Here is an 18269-nt window from a genome sequence, read left to right on the forward strand (position 1 = left end):
CCCTCCCCCATCTGTTCACCCCTTTGGTGGGCGCGTCGGGGCCCCGGCCGGGTGGGGGGGGGGGGGGTGGTCACCTCCCTCCCCCCCACCAAAACCCCCCCCCCACCACCGTGATTCCAGTCACACTCGCGCTCGTTCGGGCGGGTGCGCCCACCGAAAGCGGGACACGTCCCACGATTGCCCTACAAAGCAACCGCTTAGTACGGCAGACTCGACGTCACTTCCACTCGACGACGAGGAGAACACCCGTGACCGAACACCCCTCCCGTGTAGCGATCGTCACCGGCGCCGGCCGCGGCATCGGGGCGGCCGTGGCCAAGCGGCTCGCTTCCGACGGGTTCGCCGTCGGCCTGCTGGACCTCGACGAGGCCGGCGTCAAGCAGGGGGCAGAAGCGATCGTCGCCGAGGGCGGCAAAGCCGTCGGTGTCGCGCTGGACGTCAACGACGCCGCGCAGGTCGAAGCCGCGGTGACCCGGGTGGCCGAGGAACTCGGCGCCCCGACCGTGCTGATCAACAACGCCGGCATCACCCGCGACAACCTGCTGTTCAAGATGACCGAACAGGACTGGGACTCGGTGCTGGGCGTGCACCTGAAGGGTTCGTTCCTGATGACCCGCGAGGTGCAGAAGTACCAGACGCAGGAGAAGTGGGGCCGCATCGTCAACCTGTCCAGCACCTCGGCGCTGGGCAACCGCGGCCAGGTCAACTACTCCGCGGCCAAGGCGGGCATGCAGGGCTTCACCAAGACCCTCGCGATCGAACTGGGCAAGTTCAACGTCACCGCGAACGCCATCGCCCCCGGCTTCATCGCCACCGACATGACCGCGGCGACCGCCGAGCGGATCGGCATGTCGTTCGAGGACTTCAAGGCGGCGGCCGCGTCGCAGATCCCGGTGCAGCGCGTCGGCACCCCCGACGACATCGCCAACCTCGCGTCGTTCCTGGTGAGCGACGGCGCCGGATTCATCTCCGGCCAGGTCATCTACGTCGCCGGCGGACCGAAGGACTGAGCCATGCGCGAATTCGCCTCCCTGCAGGAGTTCGAGAACGCCGTCGGCGAGCACTTCGGCCACAGCGACTGGCTGACGCTCACCCAAGACCGGGTGAACCTGTTCGCCGACGCCACCGACGACCACCAGTGGATCCACGTCGACGTCGAAAAGGCCGCCGAAGGCCCGTTCGGCGCACCGATCGCCCACGGTTTCCTCACGCTGTCGCTCATTTCGGGCTTCGTCGGCAAGCTCTACCGGGTCGACGGGCTCAAGATGGGCATCAACTACGGCCTGAACAAGGTCCGGTTCCCGCAGCCCGTCAAGGTGGGCGCGAAGATCCGGGCAGGCGCCGAACTGGTCGAGGTCACCGACGTCGCAGGCGGCAAGCAGGCCGTCGTCCGGTGGACGATCGAAATCGACGGCGAGCCCAAACCGGCGTGCGTCGCGGAGATGGTCGTCCGGCTGATCGCCTGAGAAAGTGACCTCCGGCACCTCGCCGGACCAGCCCTACCTGACATACCGACTGGTCGGTACTGTAACTGGAAAGCGAGATGCTGGAGGCACCATGAACCAGTCCGACCTGCCGGGCCTCGACCTGGCCAGGCTCAAGGCCCATCTGGACGAGCACCGGCCGGGTCTCGTCCAGGGCGACCTGAGCGGCCAGGTCGTGGAGGGGGGCCGGTCCAACCTCACCTACATCGTGGGCGACGGCCGGTCCCGCTGGGTGGTCCGCCGCCCGCCGCTGGGCCACGTCCTGCCGACCGCGCACGACATGGGCCGCGAGTTCCGGGTGATCTCCGGCCTGCACGGCACGGCCGTCCCGGTGCCGGAAACCGTGCTGCTGTGCGAGGACACCGACGTCATCGGGTCGCGGTTCTACGTGATGGAGTTCGTGGAGGGCACGCCGTTCCGTTCGGACACCGAACTGGCCGCGCTCGGCCCCGCCCGGACCAGGGCGATCGCGGAAGAGCTCGTCGACACCCTCGTCGCACTGCACGCCGTCGAGCCGGAATCGGTGGGACTGGGCGATTTCGGCCGTCCCGAGGGCTTCCTCGAACGCCAGTTGCGGCGCTGGAAGAAGCAGCTCGACGGCAACCGCAGCCGCGACCTCCCCGGCGTCGACGAACTGCACGACCGCCTCGCCTCGTCGGTACCCGAATCGGGCAAGCCGTCGATCGTCCACGGCGATTACCGGCTGGACAACGTGCTGGTGAACGCCGACGACCGGATCACCGCGGTACTGGACTGGGAGATGTCCACCCTCGGCGACCCGCTGACCGACCTCGCATTGCTGGTGGCCTACGCCGAACGCGACAAGGTGTCGCTGCAGTTCGTGTCCAACGCCAGTTCGGCACCGGGCTACCCGCGCAACGACGAGGTCATCGCGCGGTACGCCGAGCGCTCCGGCCGCGACGTCTCCCGGCTCAACTGGTACGTGAGCTTCGCGTTCTTCAAGCTCGCGGTGATCTTGGAAGGCATCCACCTCCGCTACAGCAAGGGGCAGACCGTCGGTGCCGGATTCGACGGCATCGGCGCGGGCGTCGTCCCGTTGATCGCGCACGGCAATGAGACTCTCAAGGAAGAGGGATAACGGATGGACTTCGCTTTCGACGCGAAAACCGAGGAACTGCGGGGAAAACTCCTCGAGTTCATGGATTCGCACATCTATCCGGCCGAGGCCGTCTTCGAGCGGCAGCTGGCCGAGCGCGACAGCGAATGGTCGCAGCCGCCGATCGTCGAGGAGCTCAAGGCCGAGGCCCGCAAACGCGGGCTGTGGAACTTCTTCCTGCCCGGTGACCACGGCGCGGGCCTGACGAACCTCCAATACGCCCCGCTGGCCGAGATCACCGGCCGCAGCCTCCGGCTCGCGCCGACCGCGCTGAACTGCGCGGCGCCCGACACCGGGAACATGGAAGTCCTCACCATGTTCGGCACCGAACAGCAGAAGAAGCAGTGGCTCCAGCCGTTGCTGGACGGCGAGATCCGGTCCGCGTTCGCGATGACCGAGCCCGACGTCGCCTCTTCCGACGCGCGCAACATCGCCACCAGCATCCGGCGCGACGGCGACGAGTACGTCATCAACGGCCGCAAGTGGTACATCTCCGGCGCGATGAACCCGAACTGCAAGATCTTCATCGTGATGGGCAAATCCGATCCGGACGGTCCGCCGCACAAACAGCAGAGCATGATCCTTGTCCCCCGCGACACGCCCGGCATGACCGTGAAACGCGGTATGCACGTGTTCGGCTACACCGACGGCGATCACGGCGGCCACGCCGAAGTGGTCTTCGAAGACGTCCGTGTGCCGGCGGAGAACCTCATCGCCGGTGAAGGCGACGGGTTCGCCATCGCGCAGGCCCGCCTCGGACCGGGCCGGATCCACCACTGCATGCGCGCCATCGGCATGGCCGAACGCGCGCTGGAACTGATGTGCCGCCGGGCGCTCTCGCGCGAGACCTTCGGCAAGCCGATCGCCGAACAGGGCGTGGTGCAGGACTGGATCGCCGAGGCGCGGGTCAAGATCGAGCAGCAGCGGCTGCTGGTGCTCAAGACCGCGTGGCTGATGGACACCGTCGGCAACCAGGGCGCGCACACCGAGATCCAGGCGATCAAGATCTCCACCCCGATCACCGTCGAGTGGATCCTCGACAAGGCCGTGCAACTGTTCGGCGCGGGCGGGGTCAGCCAGGACTTCCCGGTCGCCGAGATGTGGGCGCAGGTGCGGACGCTGCGGCTCGCCGACGGCCCGGACGAAGTGCACAAGCGCTCGCTGGCGCACCGTGAGCTGAAGAAGTACCGCGGGGAGACCAAGAAATGACCACTGTGGACGATCTCAAGCGGCGCGTGGCCGATCTGCTGGCGGCGTATCCGCCGGAAAGCACGCCGCGCCAGGACTTCCTCGACGCGCGCTTCGACGCCGGACTGGCGTGGATCCACTTCCCCGAGGGTCTCGGCGGGCTGAACGCGCCCCGCTCCCTACAGTCCGTTGTGGACAAGGAGCTCGCCGCGGCGGGCGCGCCGGACAACGACAAACGGCGGATCGGGATCGGCCTCGGCATGGCCGCGCCGACCATCCTCGCCTTCGGCACGCCCGAACAGCATCAGCGCTTCCTGCGTCCACTGTGGACCGAGCGGGAAGTGTGGTGCCAGCTGTTCAGCGAGCCCGGCGCCGGATCCGACCTGGCCGCACTGGGCACCCGCGCGGTGCGCGACGGCGACGACTGGGTGGTCACCGGCCAGAAGGTCTGGACGTCGGGCGCGCACAAGTCGCAGTGGGCCATCCTGGTCACCCGCACCGATCCCGACGTGCCGAAACACCGTGGCATGACGTACTTCCTGTGCGACATGACCGCGCCGGGCGTCGAGGTCCGGCCGCTGCGCCAGATCACCGGTGAGGCCGAGTTCAACGAAGTCTTCCTCAGTGAGGTCCGCATCCCCGACGCGCATCGCCTCGGCGCGGTCGGTGAGGGCTGGAAGGTCGCGCAGACCACGCTGATGAACGAACGGGTCGCGATCGGCGGGACCGAATTCCCGCGCGACGGCGGCATGGTCGGCGTCGTCACGGAAGTCTGGCGGGAGCGCCCGGAACTGCGCACGTCCGAACTGCACGACAGGCTCCTGAAGCTGTGGGTGGAGGGCGAAAGCCTGCGCCTGGTGAGTTCGCGGCTGCGACAGCAGCTCGCCGCGGGCGCGCCGGGGCCGGAGGGTTCCGCGGTCAAGGTCGCGTTCTCCGAACTGAACCAGGCCGCGTCCGGGCTGGAGATCGAGCTGCTCGGCGACGAGGGCCTGCGCTACGACGACTGGACGATGCGGCGTCCCGACGGCGTGAACTTCCTCGGCCGCGAAGCCGGCTATCGCTATCTGCGCGCGAAGGGGAACTCCATCGAGGGCGGCACCTCGGAGGTCCTGCGCAACATCATCGCCGAGCGCGTGCTGGGGCTGCCGTCCGAGCCGCGGATCGACAAGGACGTCGCCTGGAAGGACCTGCCCCGATGAGCGACCTGCTGTATTCCGAGGTCGAAGAGGACCTTCGCGCCAGCGTCCGCGACCTGTTCTCCGACCGCGCGGAACCGGCGGCCCTGATCGCCAGGACCGAGACGGCGGAACCGTACGACCTGAAGTTGTGGCGCACGCTCGCCGCCGACCTCGGCGCGGCGGGCCTCGCCGTCCCGGAGGCCTTGGGCGGGCACGGCGCTTCGGCGCGGGAAGTCGCCGTCGTGATGGAGGAACTCGGGCGCAGCGTCGCCCCGGTCCCCTATCTCGGCAGCGCCGTCCTGGCGACGTCGGCCTTGCTGGCGACCGACACTTCGCAGGCGGAAGTGGCCGAACGGCTCGGGAAACTGGCCGCGGGCACGCTCATCGGCGCGCTCGCCGTCCCGCTGTCGACGGCGCCCGGCGCCGCGTTCCCCTCGGCGGTCACCGCGGCCGCAGACGGCACGCTCAGCGGCCAGGTCCGCAGCGTCGTCGACGCTTCGGTGGCCGAACTGCTCGTCGTCCCGGCGGTGGGGCCCGACGGTCCCGGCCTGTACACGGTCGACGCGGCGTCGGCGGGCGTGACAGTCACCGAGGCCGTTTCCCTCGACCTCACCCGGCGTATCGCCGACGTCTCCTTGGAGAACGTGGCCGCGAAGCGCGTCGCCGACGCCTCGACGGCGGAGTCCGCGCTGGACACGGCGCTCGTGACCGCGGCGGGACTGCTCGCCTCGGAACAACTCGGGATCGCCGAGTGGGCGCTGACCGAAACGGTGCGCTATCTCAAGGAGCGCTACCAGTTCGGCCGTCAGGTCGGTTCGTTCCAGTCGCTGAAGCACCGGCTGGCGAACCTGTACACGGATCTGGTCAACGCCAGGGCGACCGCGCGGTACGCCGCCGACTGCCTGGCTTCCGGTGACGACATCGCGATCGCGGTCGCGGTGGCGCAGGCCCGCAACTCCCCCATCGCCGTCCACGCGGCCGAAGAGGCGATCCAGTTGCACGGCGGGATCGGCATGACCTGGGAGCACCCCGCGCACCTGTACCTCAAGCGCGCGAAGAGCGACGAGATCGCCTTGGGCACTCCTGGGCGGCATCGCGCGGCCCTCGCACCGCTGATCGACCTGCCCGCCTGATCCTCCCGGCGGGGTCCGCACCGGAAACTGTCGGACCCCGCCGGTACAACCTTGTTCGAACATCCGATCGAACAGGGAGCCGTCATGAAACTGCTCGTGGCCACCGCGAAGACCCAGGGCGCGCGGGAGAACGACTTCGCCTACTGCGTGGAAGGCGAGCTGATCTGGATCGCCCCGCCCTGCGGCGACGGCGAAAGCTCGCCCGATTCCCGCTGCGGCTGCGGCCGGGCGTTCGGCGGGCTGAGCTCGCACCGCGGGACGACGACGGCACTCGTCGCGGACCTGCCCGGCTTCACCTTTTCCGACTACGCCGAAGCGTTGCGGTCGAGTCTGGCCGCCCAAGGCTGGCCGCCCGAAGCCGCCGAAGACGTGGCGACGGACTTGCTCGCCCTCGCCTCCGAGTGGGAGGTGGGAACGGTGCTCGAACGCCGCAACGACTGGTTCGCCGAACGGCTCTTGCCCGCGCCACCGGGCTAGGCGCTACTCGGGCCGCAGCGCGGCCAGCAGGAGGTCGGCGAAGTGGTCACCGATCTGGCGGGCCGAGAGCGCGCCGCCGCGCCGATACCACGAACCGAGGTGGTGCACCGAGCCGAAGAAGAAGTCCACGATCACGTCGGCCGGTTTGTCCGCGCGGAATTCGCCGGACTCCTGGCCTTCCTCGATCAGCGTGCGGAACCGCTCGTGGTACTTGCGGCGTTCCGCGCGGACGGCCTTCTGCTTCTCCACGCTGAGCTGATGCATGGACTGCATGAAGATCGTGTTGTCGTCGAGGTTGTCGATCGTGCTGACGATGACGTCGGAGGCGGCGGACCGCAGCCGCTCTCGCAGCGGCGCCTCACTCGATGCCACCTTTTCCAGTTGCTCGGTCTGCGAGCGCAGCACCCGGGCGTAGATCTCGTAAAGGAGGTCGTCCTTGGAGCCGAAGTAGTGGTACATCGCGCCCTTGGTGACCCCGGCCGCCTCGACGATCTCCTGCACGGAGGTGCGATCGAAACCCTTCTTCGCGAAGAGCTTCGTGGCGTGCGACAGCAGACGGCGCGGGACAGCGGCCTGGTCTTCGCCGCCTGCCTCGGCCTTCCGGGTGGTCGCTCGTGTCATGGCCGGCTCCTTCTCGTGCGGACACTCAGCATACCGGCCGGTTTGTCGACGCCTCGGGAACGGGACCCGGATCGTCGTTCCGTGAAGTCCTCCTTGAGGGACCCTGGGTGCCCCGAAGTTCCCCCACCAGCCCCGGAACACCACCTTGAGCCACAGCAGCCCCACCAGTCGCAGCGATGGCACGTGAAGGCCCCTTCCTTACGCATGGCGCCAGGGCCCGGCGAAGTGGAGAGAGTGCAGGGCTGATTCTGGGCGCCGACCGGGCTTCAGTGTCCACAAGGGACACCCCCTGGCGATTGCGTGTCCGATTGATACCTCTGTGTGCGGTTCTGCGAAGGGTCGCTAAACCGTGCATATCACCTAAAACGGGCGCCATGGTCTCGCAAACCGTCCCTTATGGACAGTCAAGAGCGGACTGAGCCTGCGCCTAGGAGCGTCAAGTACTTCAACCCACCGTCATGCCTCAATACGCACCGCCATGCTCGAAGAACCGCCGCGGATTGTCGACCAGCATCGTCGTTATGTCCCTTTCGGAGACCCCCGACTCCCGCAAGGCGGGCAGCACGTCACGAGTGATGTGAAGGAAATGCCAGTTGGGCGCCACGGCGGCCATCTTGTCCTGCTCGAACCAGTCGATGAAACAGGAGGCGTCATGGGAGAGGACCATGCTTTCGGCGTAACCGCGCTCGCACATCGCCGCGACCGTGGCCACCCGTTCTTCGAACGATAGCAACGGGTCGAGCCCGAACCGGTCCATCCCCAGCAGCGATCCCTTGTCGGCGATTTCGGTGAGGTAATCGAGATCGGTGCTGTCGCCGCTGTGGCCGATGAGGACCCTGCTCAAGTCGACGCCTTCGGTTTCGAAGACGGCCTGCTGCTCGAGGCCCCGCCGGGTGGGCGCGTGAGTATGGGTCATGATCGGCGCGCCGGTCTCCCGGTGCGCCTTCGCGACCGCGCGCAGGACACGTTCGACGCCGGGGGTGACCCCGGGTTCGTCGGTCGCACACTTGAGCAGGGCCGCCTTCACCCCGGTGCCGGCGATCCCGTCGACGATGTCGCCGGTGAAGAGGCCGACCAGCGGATCCTCGCCGTCGTCGAAGATGAGGCCGGGTCCGCGATGGTGGAGGTAGTGCGGGACGTCGTTGTAGGTGTAGAGCCCGGTCGCGACGATGATCCGGAGTTCCGTTTCGGCCGCGACCCGCCGCACGCGCGGGATGTAGCGGCCGAGCCCGATCACGGTGGGGTCGACGATGGTGTCGATCCCGGCGGCCTTGAGTTCGTCGAGCCGCCGGATCGCGTCGGCGACGTGTTCGTCTTCGCGGAATCCGTCGTGCTCGGGATGGTTCGCCATGAACTCGGGGCTGAGCACGAAAAGGTGCTCGTGCATGAGCACCCGGCCCAGCTCACCGGTGCCGACGGGACCGCGGACGGTTTCGACCTGTGCCATGTGCTCAGCCCCTCGCCCGGAGTTCGCGACGGAGGATCTTGCCGCTCACCGTCTTCGGCAGTTCGTCGAGCACCTCGATCACGCGCGGGTACTTGTACGCGGCGAGACGTTCCTTGCAGTACGCGACGAGGTCTTGGGGATCGGGCGCGGTGCCCGGCGCCGGGCTGACGTAGGCCTTCACGGTCTCGCCGCGGTAGTCGTCCGGAACGCCGACGACGGCCGCTTCACGCACCGCCGGATGCGTGTACAGGACGTCCTCGACCTCACGTGGCCAGACCTTGAATCCGGAGGCGTTGATCATGTCCTTCTTGCGATCGACCACGTAGACCCAGCCGCTTGGCTCCATGAAGCCGATGTCGCCGGTCAGGAGCCTCCCGCCGGGCAGCGCGGCATCGGTCGCCTCGGGCCGGTTCCAGTAGCCGGGGATCACCATCGGACCTTCGACGACGATCTCACCCGCCGTCCCGAAAGGCAGTTCCTCGCCGTTTTCTCCGAGGATGCGCACGATGGTCCCAGGTACGGGCAGGCCGATCGAGATCGTGCCGGACGCCTCGTCGATGGGTGCTTCGAGACTGCTCGGGACGACGATGCAGCCCGCGGTCGTCTCGGTGAGCCCGTAGCCGTTGTGGATGTAGTGGCCGAACCGTTCGCGGAACATGCCGACCACCGCGGGCGGCAGCGCGGCACCGCCGGAGTACAACAGCTCGAAGGAGTCGAAGTGTTCGCGGCCGACGCCGGGGTGGGCCATCAACGCCATGTACGCCGTGGACGGGCCGACCGTGTACACGGGCTTGTGCTCCAGGAAGGCGTCGAGCACGACACCGGGCTCGAACCGGTACGCGAGCGCGAGCGTGCCGCCGATGTCGATCGCGGAGGCGATCTCGCAGACCATGCCGGTGATGTGGAACAGCGGTGCCAGGCCGAACAGCGTGGCACCCTCGCCGAGACCGCTGAACGTGCTGAGCACGGCCGCGTTCGCGCCGAGGTTGCCGTGGGTGTTCATCGCCCCCTTCGGTGTTCCGCTGGTGCCCGAGGTGTAGCTGATCAGCGCGACGTCGTCGGGGCCGAGGCGGGGATCGGGGGCCGGCTCCCCCGCCGCGGCCCGCGCCACCGCCAGCAGATCGGCGGCCCCGGGAGTCGGCTCCCGCACGATCTCGCCGAATACTCGCGGATCGTCGCGGCTCTGCGGGTCGAGTTCGCTGGTGGTCAGCGCGATGGTCACGCCGCTGCCGGGAACGAGCGGGCCGATCCGGCGGTTCCATCCGCTCTGCGAGCAGACGACCGCGCGCACCCCTGCGTCATCGAAGACGTGCCGGAGTTCCCGTTCGCGGTACATCGGGTTGACCGGGACGACGATCCCGCCGGCCTTCCACGCGCCGAGCAACGCGAGCACGAACTGCGGGATGTTCTGCAGGACCAAGGCGAGCCGGTCGCCCGGGGCGAAACCGGAGGCCAGCAGATGACGCGCGACGCCGTCGGAGAGCTCGTCGACCTCGCGGTAGCTCATCGTGGCGTCGAAGTAGGCGATCGCCGTGGCCTGCGGAGAGCGCTCGACCACCCGCCGGAAGGACTCCAAGACTGTGGTCGTTTTCGGTGTCTCCGCCGCCTTCATCCGCTCTTCGTAGGCGGCCAGCCACGGCTTCGCTTCGTACCGGCTCATGCAGGTTTCCTCCCTGACAAGTCTCGACGCGCCTCTAAGCATCCGCTTAGTATGGCGATGACGCAAGGAGGTCGACGTGACCGATCAGCTCTCACCGTCCGAAAAGGACACTGCGTGCACGGTCCGGTACGCCGTGGACGGCGCCGTCGCCACGATCACCTTCGACAAACCCGAACGTGGCAACGCGATGGACCAGCCGATGCAGATCCGCTACGGCCAACTGCTGAGCGAGGCGTCGGCCGATCCCGGGGTCCGAGCCGTCGTGGTCACCGGCAGCGGGCGTTCCTTCTGCCCCGGCGCGGATCTGGGACTGCTGGAGAACATCTCGGTCAGTGGTACGGGCGCGCCGGAACGAGAAGGATTCCGCGACGTCCTCGCCGCCGCGTATGCCGGCGTGCCGGTGGTGGCGGCGATCAACGGCGGCTGCGCCGGGCTCGGCTTCGTGATCGCCTGCGCCGCCGACGTCCGATTCGCCGCGGCGGGCGCGAAGTTCACCACCGCCTTCGCGCGGCGAGGCCTCATCGCCGAATACGGTGTGGCGAAACTGCTGCCCGAACTCGTCGGCCGCGGCCGGGCGCTCGACCTGCTCCTCTCCGGGCGGACCTTCACCGCCGAACAGGCGTACGAGTACGGCCTGGTGCAGGAAATCGTGCCACCGGAAGAGCTTTTATCGCGGGCGATGGCCTACGCCACCGAACTCGCGACCTACAGCGCGCCACGCTCCATGGCGCTCATCAAGCGGCAAGTCCTTCGAGAAGCCGGGCTCTCCCTGGAGGATTCCGCCCGTGAAGCCACCGCTCTGATGTACGAATCCTTCCGCCACCCGGAACTTTCCGAAGGCCTGGCCAGCTGGAACGAACGCCGTCCGCCGGATTTCCCGTCGTACCAAGGAGATTAGGTCGCCCCGGACCCGCGTCCGGGGTGACCTGAGGTGAATCAGACGGTTTCGCCCGTTCTCCGCCGGCAACGCGGTACAGGTGCGCCCTCGTCGCCGGCACTCCCGGCGAAGATCAAGTGCGTGGCCGAGCTCGCGGTGGTGGGGGGGGGGGGGGGGGGGGGGGGGGGGCCGTCCCTCCCCCCCCCCCCCCCCCCCCCCCCCCCCCCCCCCACGACCCGCTTGCGCCTTTCGCGACGCGCGGCTTCGGCTTCACCACCGGGAAACCGGGCGCGCTCAGTCCCCGATGACCTGCTCCACCTTGCGCTGCAACTTGTTCATCCCGCCGAGCCAGCGGTCGGTCTGCGTGGCCCGTGCGGCGTAGTAGTCCGCGACCTCGGGGTGCGGCAGCACCAGGAAGCGGTCGGCGGCGATGGCCTCGAACAACGCGTCCGCGACCTGTTCGGGCTGGATCGCCGACGCGCCCATCAGCAGTTCGCCCGCGGGGCCGGTGTTCTCCAGCATCGCCGTCCGCACGCCCAGCGGGCAGATGGCCTGCACGGTGAGCCCGCGGTGCCGATAGGTCGCCGACAGCCATTCGGCGAAGGCGAGGGCGCCGTGTTTGGTCACCGAATAGGACGCCGAACCGAGGCTGGTCAGCAATCCCGCCGCCGACACCGTCGCGATGAAGTGCCCGCGACCGCGTTCGAGCCACGTCGGCAGGAGCAGCCGCGCCGCGCGCACGTGCGCCATGACGTTGACATCCCAGATCCGCGCCCAGTCCTCCTCGGGCGCGTCCACGCCGCCCATCGGCGCGATCCCGGCGTTGGCGCAGAAGACGTCGATCTCGCCGAGGGTTTCGCGGGCCGCCTCGATCAGCGACGCGACGCCCGCTTCGCTCGCGGCGTCGCCGGCGACGGCGGTTCCGCCGATCTCCTTCGCGACCTCGGCCGCGGCGTCCCCGTTCAGGTCGCCGACGACCACCCGCGCGCCCTCCGCGGCGAACCGGCGGGTGAGTACCGCACCGATCCCGCCGCCTCCGCCGGTGACGACGACACCGGATCCGGTGAAGGACGTGGTCACAGGCCACCCGCCAGCGTCACGCCGCCGTCGAGGACCACCGTCTGCCCGGTGATCCAGCCCGCCTCTTCCGAAAGCAGGAACGACACGGCGCTCGCGATATCCGCCGGCACGCCGAGGCGCTTCATCGGGTACGACTCCGAGACCTCTTCTTCACGGCCTTCGTACAGCGCGGTCGCGAACTTGGTCTTGACCACGGCCGGCGCGACGGCGTTCACCCGGATCTTCGGGCCGAGCTCGAAACCGAGTTCCTTGGTGAGCCGGATCAGCGCGGCCTTGCTGACGCCGTACATCCCGATCCCGGGCGACGCGCCGAGCCCGGCGATGGACGCGACGTTGACCACCGCGCCGCCGTGCTCCCCCATCCACGCGTCGCGCGCCCGGCGGGTCCACGAAAGCGGGGCGAGCACGTTGACGGCGAAGATCTTCGCGGCCGCGCCGGGGTCGATGTCCAGGGTCGGCCCGAACACCGGGTTGATGCCGGTGTTGTTGACCAGCATGTCCAGCCGCCCGAACGCCTCGATGGTCTTGGCGACGGCCTCGTCCTGGTGCGCCTCGTCGTCGGCCTTGCCCGGTACGGCGATGGCGACGGCCTCACCACCCAGCTCGGCCACCGCCTCGGCCAGCGGCTCCGGTTTGCGCGCGGTGATGCACACCTTCGCGCCGCGCTCGACCAGGTCCTTGGCGATCCCGAGGCCGATACCCCGGCTGGCGCCGGTGACGATCGCGACGCGATCCTTGAACGAGTTCACTCTTCGATCTCCTCTGTGTTCACTGGCGACGCAATCACTAAGCGAGCGCTCACTTACAATGGGAAGGCCCGGAGGCGGTGTCAAGCCCACCATCCGGTACGAGCGTCTGGGAGGATCTGCGGATGACCATGTCGCTGTCGGCCGAACTGTGGCCCGACGTCCAGCCGGAGACGGCACGACGGCTGATGCTCGCCGGGGTCGAATCCTTCGCGCGGCGTGGCTATCACGCGACCACCACCCGGGACATCGCCTCGGCGGCGGGCATGAGCCCCGCCGCGCTGTACGTGCACTTCCCGTCCAAGGCCGCACTGCTGTTCGCGATCTCCAAGTACGGCCACGAGCAGACGCTGTCGCTGGTCGAGAGCGTCGTCGCACGGGAATCCGATCCGGTCGAGCGGATCCGGCTACTGGTCGAGGACTTCGTGGCCTGGCACGCGCGGAGGCACACCGTGGCCCGCGTCGTGCAGTACGAACTGCACGCGCTGCCCGACGAGGAGTTCGAGATCGTCGCGAAACTGCGCCGCCGCATCGAGCAGGTCGTGCGCGAGGTCATCACCGAAGGCGCCCAGGCCGGCGTGTTCACCGTCGGCGACCCGCACACCGCGGCCCGCGCCGTGCTCTCGCTCGGCGTCGACGTCTCCCGCTGGTACAGCGAACGGGCCCGCCAGACGCCCAAGAAGCTGGGCCAGGAGTACAGCGAGCTGGTGCTGCGCATGCTCGGCACGAAACTCTCCTGACCAGTAAAGATCGACCCTTCCCGGCGACACCGCCACCAGAGTGACATACCAACTGGTCGGTATCGAGAATTACCCGTTGAGACGTTGACCACATACTAAGCGGTTGTTAACTTGCCCGGACCGCACCGCCGCAGCAGCGCCGAGCGAAGGGCATCCAGATGGCCGACACCGCACCGAACGCCCCGGAAACCGCCGCCGAACCGACGATCACCGTGTCCCAGCGCAGGAGGGCCGCGACCGCGGCGGCGCTCGCCTCATCGGTCGAGTGGTACGACTACTTCGTCTTCGGGATCGCCGCCGCCCTGGTCTTCGGGAAGACCTTCTTCCCCACCACCAACGCCGCGGCCGGCGTCCTCGCCTCGTTCGCGACCTTCGCGGTCGGCTTCCTCGCCAGGCCGCTCGGCGGGATCATCGCGGGCAGCCTCGGCGACAAACGCGGCCGGAAACCCGTGCTGGTGCTGGCGATCGCGCTGATGGGCGCGGCGACCACGCTGATCGGCCTGCTGCCGACCTACGACACGATCGGCATCGCCGCGCCGCTCCTCCTGGTGCTGCTGCGGCTCGTGCAGGGGGTCGCCGTCGGCGCCCAGTGGGGCGGCGCGATGCTGCTCGCCACCGAGTACGCGCCGCCCGGCAAACGCGGCCTCTACGGCAGCCTCGTCCAGCTCGGCGTCCCGATCGGGGTCGTACTGGCGAACACGGTCTTCCTGATCGCCGCCCAGGTCGCGCCGCCGTCGGACTTCCTCGTGTGGGCATGGCGGATCCCGTTCCTGGTCGGCGTCCTCGTGCTCGGGCTGGCCTGGTACATGCACGTCAAGATCGATGAGACGCCCGAATACCGCCGCGCGGAAGCGAAACTCGCCGCCGAGGAACGCGGACGGGCCAAGTCGCCGCTGCGTGACGTCCTGCGCGACCACAAGGGCACGGTGCTGCTGGCCGGCGGTTCGTTCATGGTCAACACCGCCACCTTCTACATCCTGCTGAACGGCGTCCTCGACTACGCCACCCGTCATCTGGGCATGTCGCGGACCACCGTGCTCGTGGCGACCCTGCTGATCAGCACGCTGCAGCTGGCGATCATCCCGCTGTCGGCGAAACTGTCCGACCGGATCGGCAGGCTCAAGATCTACACCTTCGGCGCGGCGGGGGTGGCGCTCTGGGCGATCCCGATGTTCCTGCTGATCGACACGGCCTCGCTGCCGCTGTTCGTGATCGCCTCGTTCGTCGGGTCGCTGTTCCTCGGCATCATGTACGGCCCGCAGGCGGCGCTCTTCGCCGAACTGTTCACCGCCGAGATGCGCTACACCGGCGCCTCGCTCGGCTACCAGATCAGCGCGGTCGTCGGCGGCGGGCTCGCGCCGTTCATCATGGTGCTGTTGCTGGAATCCACCGGGACCTCGATGTCGGTTTCGCTCTACATCATCGTGCTGGCCCTGATCTCGCTCGGTTCGATCGGCCTGCTGGCCAAACGCGCACGGTCCACTTCGGACTCAGACGACCGCGCGCGCGAAGCGGTCGGCGACCAGCCGTAGCCGCTCCTTGACCTCGTCCGGCGCCTCCTCAACGACGAAATCGACGTCCCAGTGGGCGAGGTAGTACGGCATCACGGAGAGGTCGTTGGAACCGACCCTGACCCGGCAGGTGTGCTCGTCGATGGCCTCGATCGTCCCGGCGGTCGGGGACACGTACTCGGCGAGCGCCTCCGCCGAGGCGCTGACCCGCAGCACCATCTGGTGCGGATACGGCGACGACGTGATCCCGCGGGAGACGTAGGCCGCGAGGTCCTCGGCGGGCGGTTCCCTCGGCGTGAACCGGAAACTGGTGTCCGGGACGCCGTCGATGCGGTCGACGCGGAAGGTCCGCCAGTCGTCACGATCGAGATCGAACGCGACCAGGTACCACCGGCGCCCGGTGTGCACCAGGCGCAACGGCTCGATGTAGCGCTCGGTGACGTCGCCATTGTGGCTGCGGTACCCGAACCGGAGCCGCTGATGGTCGCGGCACGCGGACGCGATGACCGTCAGCGCCGCCGCGTCGATGACCGGGACGACGCCGCCGAGCGGGATCATCGCGGTGTTCAGCGCAGTCACCCGGTGCCGCAGCCGGGCCGGGAGCACCTGCTCCAGTTTCGCGAGCGCGCGCACGGAGGTCTCCTCGATGCCCGAAACCGTCCCGTTCGCGGCCGTGCGGAGCCCGACGGCGACCGCGACCGCCTCGTCGTCGTCCAGCAGCAGGGGAGGCAGCGCGGCCCCCGCGCCGAGCCGGTAGCCGCCCGCGACCCCGGGGGTGGCGTGCACCGGGTAGCCCAGTTCCCGCAGGCGCTCGACGTCGCGCCGGACCGTACGGACGTCCACCCGCAGCCGGTCGGCGAGGTCGGCGCCCGGCCAGTCGCGCCGGGCCTGCAGCAGGGAGAGGAGCCTCAGCAGCCGTGCCGACGTGCCCGTGGTCATCGGTTCGCTCGCTTCATGGGAGGAGTGTGGCAGACATCGAGGACAGTTCCGGTCCGCATTGGCGTCGGCTGCGGCTGGTCTCAGACCCTGGTCTGTGAAGGCCTCCTTGAGGGACCCTGGGTCCCTCAAGGAGGCCTTCACAGACTTGCGGGTCGCCACATACGTCCCAGGAGCAGCAGCAGCCACCGGCACGGAGCCGTAAGGTGACCCGGGTGATCGATCCCGCGCAGCTGCTGTCCGTCGCCCGTGAAGAGGCCGAACTCGGCAAGGCCGAGGGCGGGGTCCCGATCGGCGCCGCCCTCTTCGACACCGCCGGTGTCCTGCTCGGCCGCGGCCACAACCGCCGGGTCCAGGACGGCGACCCGTCGATGCACGCCGAGACCTCCGCGTTCCGGAACGCGGGCAGGCGGCCGCATTACCGGGACACGATCATGGTCACCACCCTCTCCCCCTGCTGGTATTGCAGCGGGCTGGTGCGCCAGTTCGGCATCGGCCGGGTGATCATCGGCGAGGCCGCCACGTTCGAAGGCGGGCACGGCTGGCTCGAGGAGAACGGCGTCGAGATCACCCTCCTCGACGACCCGGCCTGCACCGCGCTGATGACCGAGTTCATCCGGGATCACCCGGAGTTGTGGTTCGAGGACATCGGCGTCCCGGCCGAGGATTAGCTTTCGGCCTCGAAGACGACAGTCCGGTTACGCCCGGCCCCCTTCGCCGCGCGCATCGCCTGATCCGCCGCGCCGACGAGCCGGTCGAGCGTCTCGCCGCCGGCGGGATGCGACGACACTCCGATCGAGACGGTCGCCCCCGCGAACGTCCCATCCAGTGAGACGGAGGTCGAAGAGATCCGCAGCCGGATGCGTTCGGCGATCGCGTGCGCGTCGAACCGGCTCGTTCCGGGCAGCAGGACGACGAATTCCTCGCCGCCGAACCGGCCGACCAGGTCCGCCGCCCGGACCTCCGCGCGCAAAGTGTCCGCCACCGCGCGAAGTACGTCGTCCCCGACGCGCCTGCCGTGCCGGTCGTTGAGCCGGGCGAAGTGGTCGAGGTCGAGCATCAGCAGCGAAAGATCGGCGCCATGGCCCCGAAGCAGCTCGAACTGGGTGCGGGCACCGTCCAACCAGGACGACGCGGTGAGCAGCCCGGTGGCGGAGTCCGTACCCGCGTGGCCACGCAGGGCGCGCATCGTCCCGGCCCGGTGAAGTACCACGAGTGCCCCCGCGAGTACCAGGGTGACGTACGGCCACTCCGCCGCCGACCACGCGAGCAGCAAGCCGAACGCGACCATCGCCGCGTCGAAGGCGAATCCCGACGGTTCCGCCCCGAATTCGGCCGCCGGTGCGGCCAACGCGGCGTCGACGGACAGGAACACCAGTCCAGTCGCGAAAACCAGGGCGAAACTCTCGAAATCCCTTTCCGCGTCGATGAACGGCGGCGCCCCCAGCAGTACCGGGATGATCGAGGCGCCGAGTGCCGAAAGCATGGTGGCGGAGGCCGCGAACACCTGGCGATGCGGGATCCCGCGCCGGATCCGGAACCAGCGGTATACCGCCGAGGCGACGACGAGCACCGCGGCGAGCGCGGGCGGCAACAGCAACGCGCCCGCGAAAATCCATGCCGCGTCCAGTCCCGCGCCGAGCCGCGTGTCGGCGCGGGATCGCTCGACGGGGCGCGAAAGTTCAGCGCAGAGGACCATTCCGGTTAACAGAGCGGAAAACGGCAGTAAGGACGACGACGTGGGCGGCCGCAACACGAAGAGGTAGGCGGTGGCGGCAAAGGCGGCGAAATCGACGAGGAGCAGATATCCGATCAGGCCCCGCCTAGGCAGTTCCCACAGGCTCCAAGACCCCAGTATCCGCCGCGGCGCGGCGAGCCGGTCTCTCCGGCCGCGGCTTCCGGTCGCCATCAGGGAGTCCCCCACCATTTCGGCAAACTAGCCGGTAATCGCGGTGCTGTCGATCCTCTTTCCGGGTCATGACCCCCCTACTAAGGTCGGTCGTTTCCGCCGGGAATCCCGGTGAATTCTTGACAGTCCTCAATGGTCTAGTCCACGGTGAGTGAGCACACGGTG

At 68.8% G+C, this 18269-nt stretch carries 18 protein-coding genes; 11 read left to right on the forward strand and 7 right to left on the reverse strand.

Going from position 1 to position 18269, the window contains the following annotated elements:
- The first annotated feature begins 248 nt into the window (after window positions 1-248).
- The 7 genes from fabG (at window position 249) to ACIRGA_RS35535 (ending at window position 6577) form a co-directional block, all read left to right on the forward strand.
- Window positions 249-1010, forward strand: coding sequence for a 3-oxoacyl-ACP reductase FabG (gene fabG, locus ACIRGA_RS35505; RefSeq protein WP_020637045.1), 762 nt, complete (start codon window positions 249-251; stop codon window positions 1008-1010).
- A gap of 3 nt (window positions 1011-1013) precedes the next feature.
- On the forward strand, window positions 1014-1466 hold the full coding sequence (locus ACIRGA_RS35510; protein WP_400949869.1) for a MaoC family dehydratase: 453 nt from the start codon (window positions 1014-1016) through the stop codon (window positions 1464-1466).
- Between the two features lie 91 nt (window positions 1467-1557).
- Window positions 1558-2583: a phosphotransferase family protein gene (locus ACIRGA_RS35515; protein WP_400949871.1), complete on the forward strand. Its 1026-nt coding sequence runs from the start codon at window positions 1558-1560 to the stop codon at window positions 2581-2583.
- Window positions 2584-2586: 3 nt separating this feature from the next.
- A complete protein-coding gene (locus tag ACIRGA_RS35520) occupies window positions 2587-3810 on the forward strand; it encodes an acyl-CoA dehydrogenase family protein (RefSeq protein WP_400949873.1) in 1224 nt (407 codons plus the stop codon).
- Window positions 3807-4988 (forward strand): acyl-CoA dehydrogenase family protein, encoded by a 1182-nt coding sequence (locus tag ACIRGA_RS35525; RefSeq protein ID WP_400949876.1) that lies wholly within the window; start codon window positions 3807-3809, stop codon window positions 4986-4988. The genes ACIRGA_RS35520 and ACIRGA_RS35525 overlap by 4 nt, the downstream gene beginning before the upstream one ends.
- The gene (locus ACIRGA_RS35530) at window positions 4985-6100 is read left to right on the forward strand and encodes an acyl-CoA dehydrogenase family protein (protein WP_400949878.1); all 1116 of its coding nucleotides are present in this window, start codon (window positions 4985-4987) and stop codon (window positions 6098-6100) included. Before ACIRGA_RS35525 ends, ACIRGA_RS35530 begins: the two co-directional genes overlap by 4 nt.
- A gap of 84 nt (window positions 6101-6184) precedes the next feature.
- Window positions 6185-6577 (forward strand): hypothetical protein, encoded by a 393-nt coding sequence (locus ACIRGA_RS35535; protein ID WP_400949880.1) that lies wholly within the window; start codon window positions 6185-6187, stop codon window positions 6575-6577.
- Window positions 6578-6580: 3 nt separating this feature from the next.
- On the opposite strand, the gene ACIRGA_RS35540 is transcribed toward ACIRGA_RS35535, so the two are convergent.
- From ACIRGA_RS35540 to ACIRGA_RS35550, 3 genes are all read right to left on the reverse strand, one after another.
- Window positions 6581-7198, reverse strand: a complete 618-nt coding sequence (locus ACIRGA_RS35540; protein ID WP_400949884.1) for a TetR/AcrR family transcriptional regulator — start codon at window positions 7196-7198, stop codon at window positions 6581-6583.
- A gap of 463 nt (window positions 7199-7661) precedes the next feature.
- The gene (locus ACIRGA_RS35545; protein WP_400949887.1) at window positions 7662-8645 is read right to left on the reverse strand and encodes a phosphotriesterase; all 984 of its coding nucleotides are present in this window, start codon (window positions 8643-8645) and stop codon (window positions 7662-7664) included.
- 4 nt (window positions 8646-8649) lie between these two features.
- Window positions 8650-10305, reverse strand: a complete 1656-nt coding sequence (locus ACIRGA_RS35550; protein ID WP_400949889.1) for an AMP-binding protein — start codon at window positions 10303-10305, stop codon at window positions 8650-8652.
- Window positions 10306-10381: 76 nt separating this feature from the next.
- Between ACIRGA_RS35550 and ACIRGA_RS35555 the strand changes: the two genes are divergently transcribed.
- Window positions 10382-11203: an enoyl-CoA hydratase-related protein gene (locus ACIRGA_RS35555; RefSeq protein WP_400949892.1), complete on the forward strand. Its 822-nt coding sequence runs from the start codon at window positions 10382-10384 to the stop codon at window positions 11201-11203.
- 273 nt (window positions 11204-11476) lie between these two features.
- Here the strand turns inward: ACIRGA_RS35555 and ACIRGA_RS35560 are convergent, their stop codons facing one another.
- Window positions 11477-12262, reverse strand: a complete 786-nt coding sequence (locus ACIRGA_RS35560; protein WP_400949894.1) for an SDR family oxidoreductase — start codon at window positions 12260-12262, stop codon at window positions 11477-11479.
- The gene (locus tag ACIRGA_RS35565; protein WP_125674835.1) at window positions 12259-13011 is read right to left on the reverse strand and encodes an SDR family oxidoreductase; all 753 of its coding nucleotides are present in this window, start codon (window positions 13009-13011) and stop codon (window positions 12259-12261) included. The genes ACIRGA_RS35560 and ACIRGA_RS35565 overlap by 4 nt, the downstream gene beginning before the upstream one ends.
- Window positions 13012-13133: 122 nt before the next feature.
- Here ACIRGA_RS35565 and ACIRGA_RS35570 point away from each other — a divergent pair, with 122 nt between their 5' ends.
- Window positions 13134-13748 (forward strand): TetR/AcrR family transcriptional regulator, encoded by a 615-nt coding sequence (locus tag ACIRGA_RS35570; RefSeq protein WP_400949897.1) that lies wholly within the window; start codon window positions 13134-13136, stop codon window positions 13746-13748.
- Between the two features lie 158 nt (window positions 13749-13906).
- Entirely contained in the window at window positions 13907-15280 is a 1374-nt protein-coding gene (locus tag ACIRGA_RS35575) for an MFS transporter (RefSeq protein WP_400949899.1), read from the forward strand.
- Here the strand turns inward: ACIRGA_RS35575 and ACIRGA_RS35580 are convergent.
- The gene (locus tag ACIRGA_RS35580; protein ID WP_400949902.1) at window positions 15239-16198 is read right to left on the reverse strand and encodes a helix-turn-helix transcriptional regulator; all 960 of its coding nucleotides are present in this window, start codon (window positions 16196-16198) and stop codon (window positions 15239-15241) included. The genes ACIRGA_RS35575 and ACIRGA_RS35580 overlap by 42 nt on opposite strands.
- A 203-nt stretch (window positions 16199-16401) precedes the next feature.
- Here ACIRGA_RS35580 and ACIRGA_RS35585 point away from each other — a divergent pair, with 203 nt between their 5' ends.
- A complete protein-coding gene (locus ACIRGA_RS35585) occupies window positions 16402-16866 on the forward strand; it encodes a nucleoside deaminase (RefSeq protein ID WP_400949904.1) in 465 nt (154 codons plus the stop codon).
- On the opposite strand, the gene ACIRGA_RS35590 is transcribed toward ACIRGA_RS35585, so the two are convergent.
- On the reverse strand, window positions 16863-18122 hold the full coding sequence (locus ACIRGA_RS35590) for a GGDEF domain-containing protein (RefSeq protein ID WP_400949906.1): 1260 nt from the start codon (window positions 18120-18122) through the stop codon (window positions 16863-16865). The two genes, ACIRGA_RS35585 and ACIRGA_RS35590, sit on opposite strands and share 4 nt — an antisense overlap.
- Window positions 18123-18269 lie beyond the last annotated feature (147 nt).

The organism is Amycolatopsis sp. NPDC102389 (genome assembly GCF_044765885.1).
Lineage (GTDB): Bacteria > Actinomycetota > Actinomycetes > Mycobacteriales > Pseudonocardiaceae > Amycolatopsis.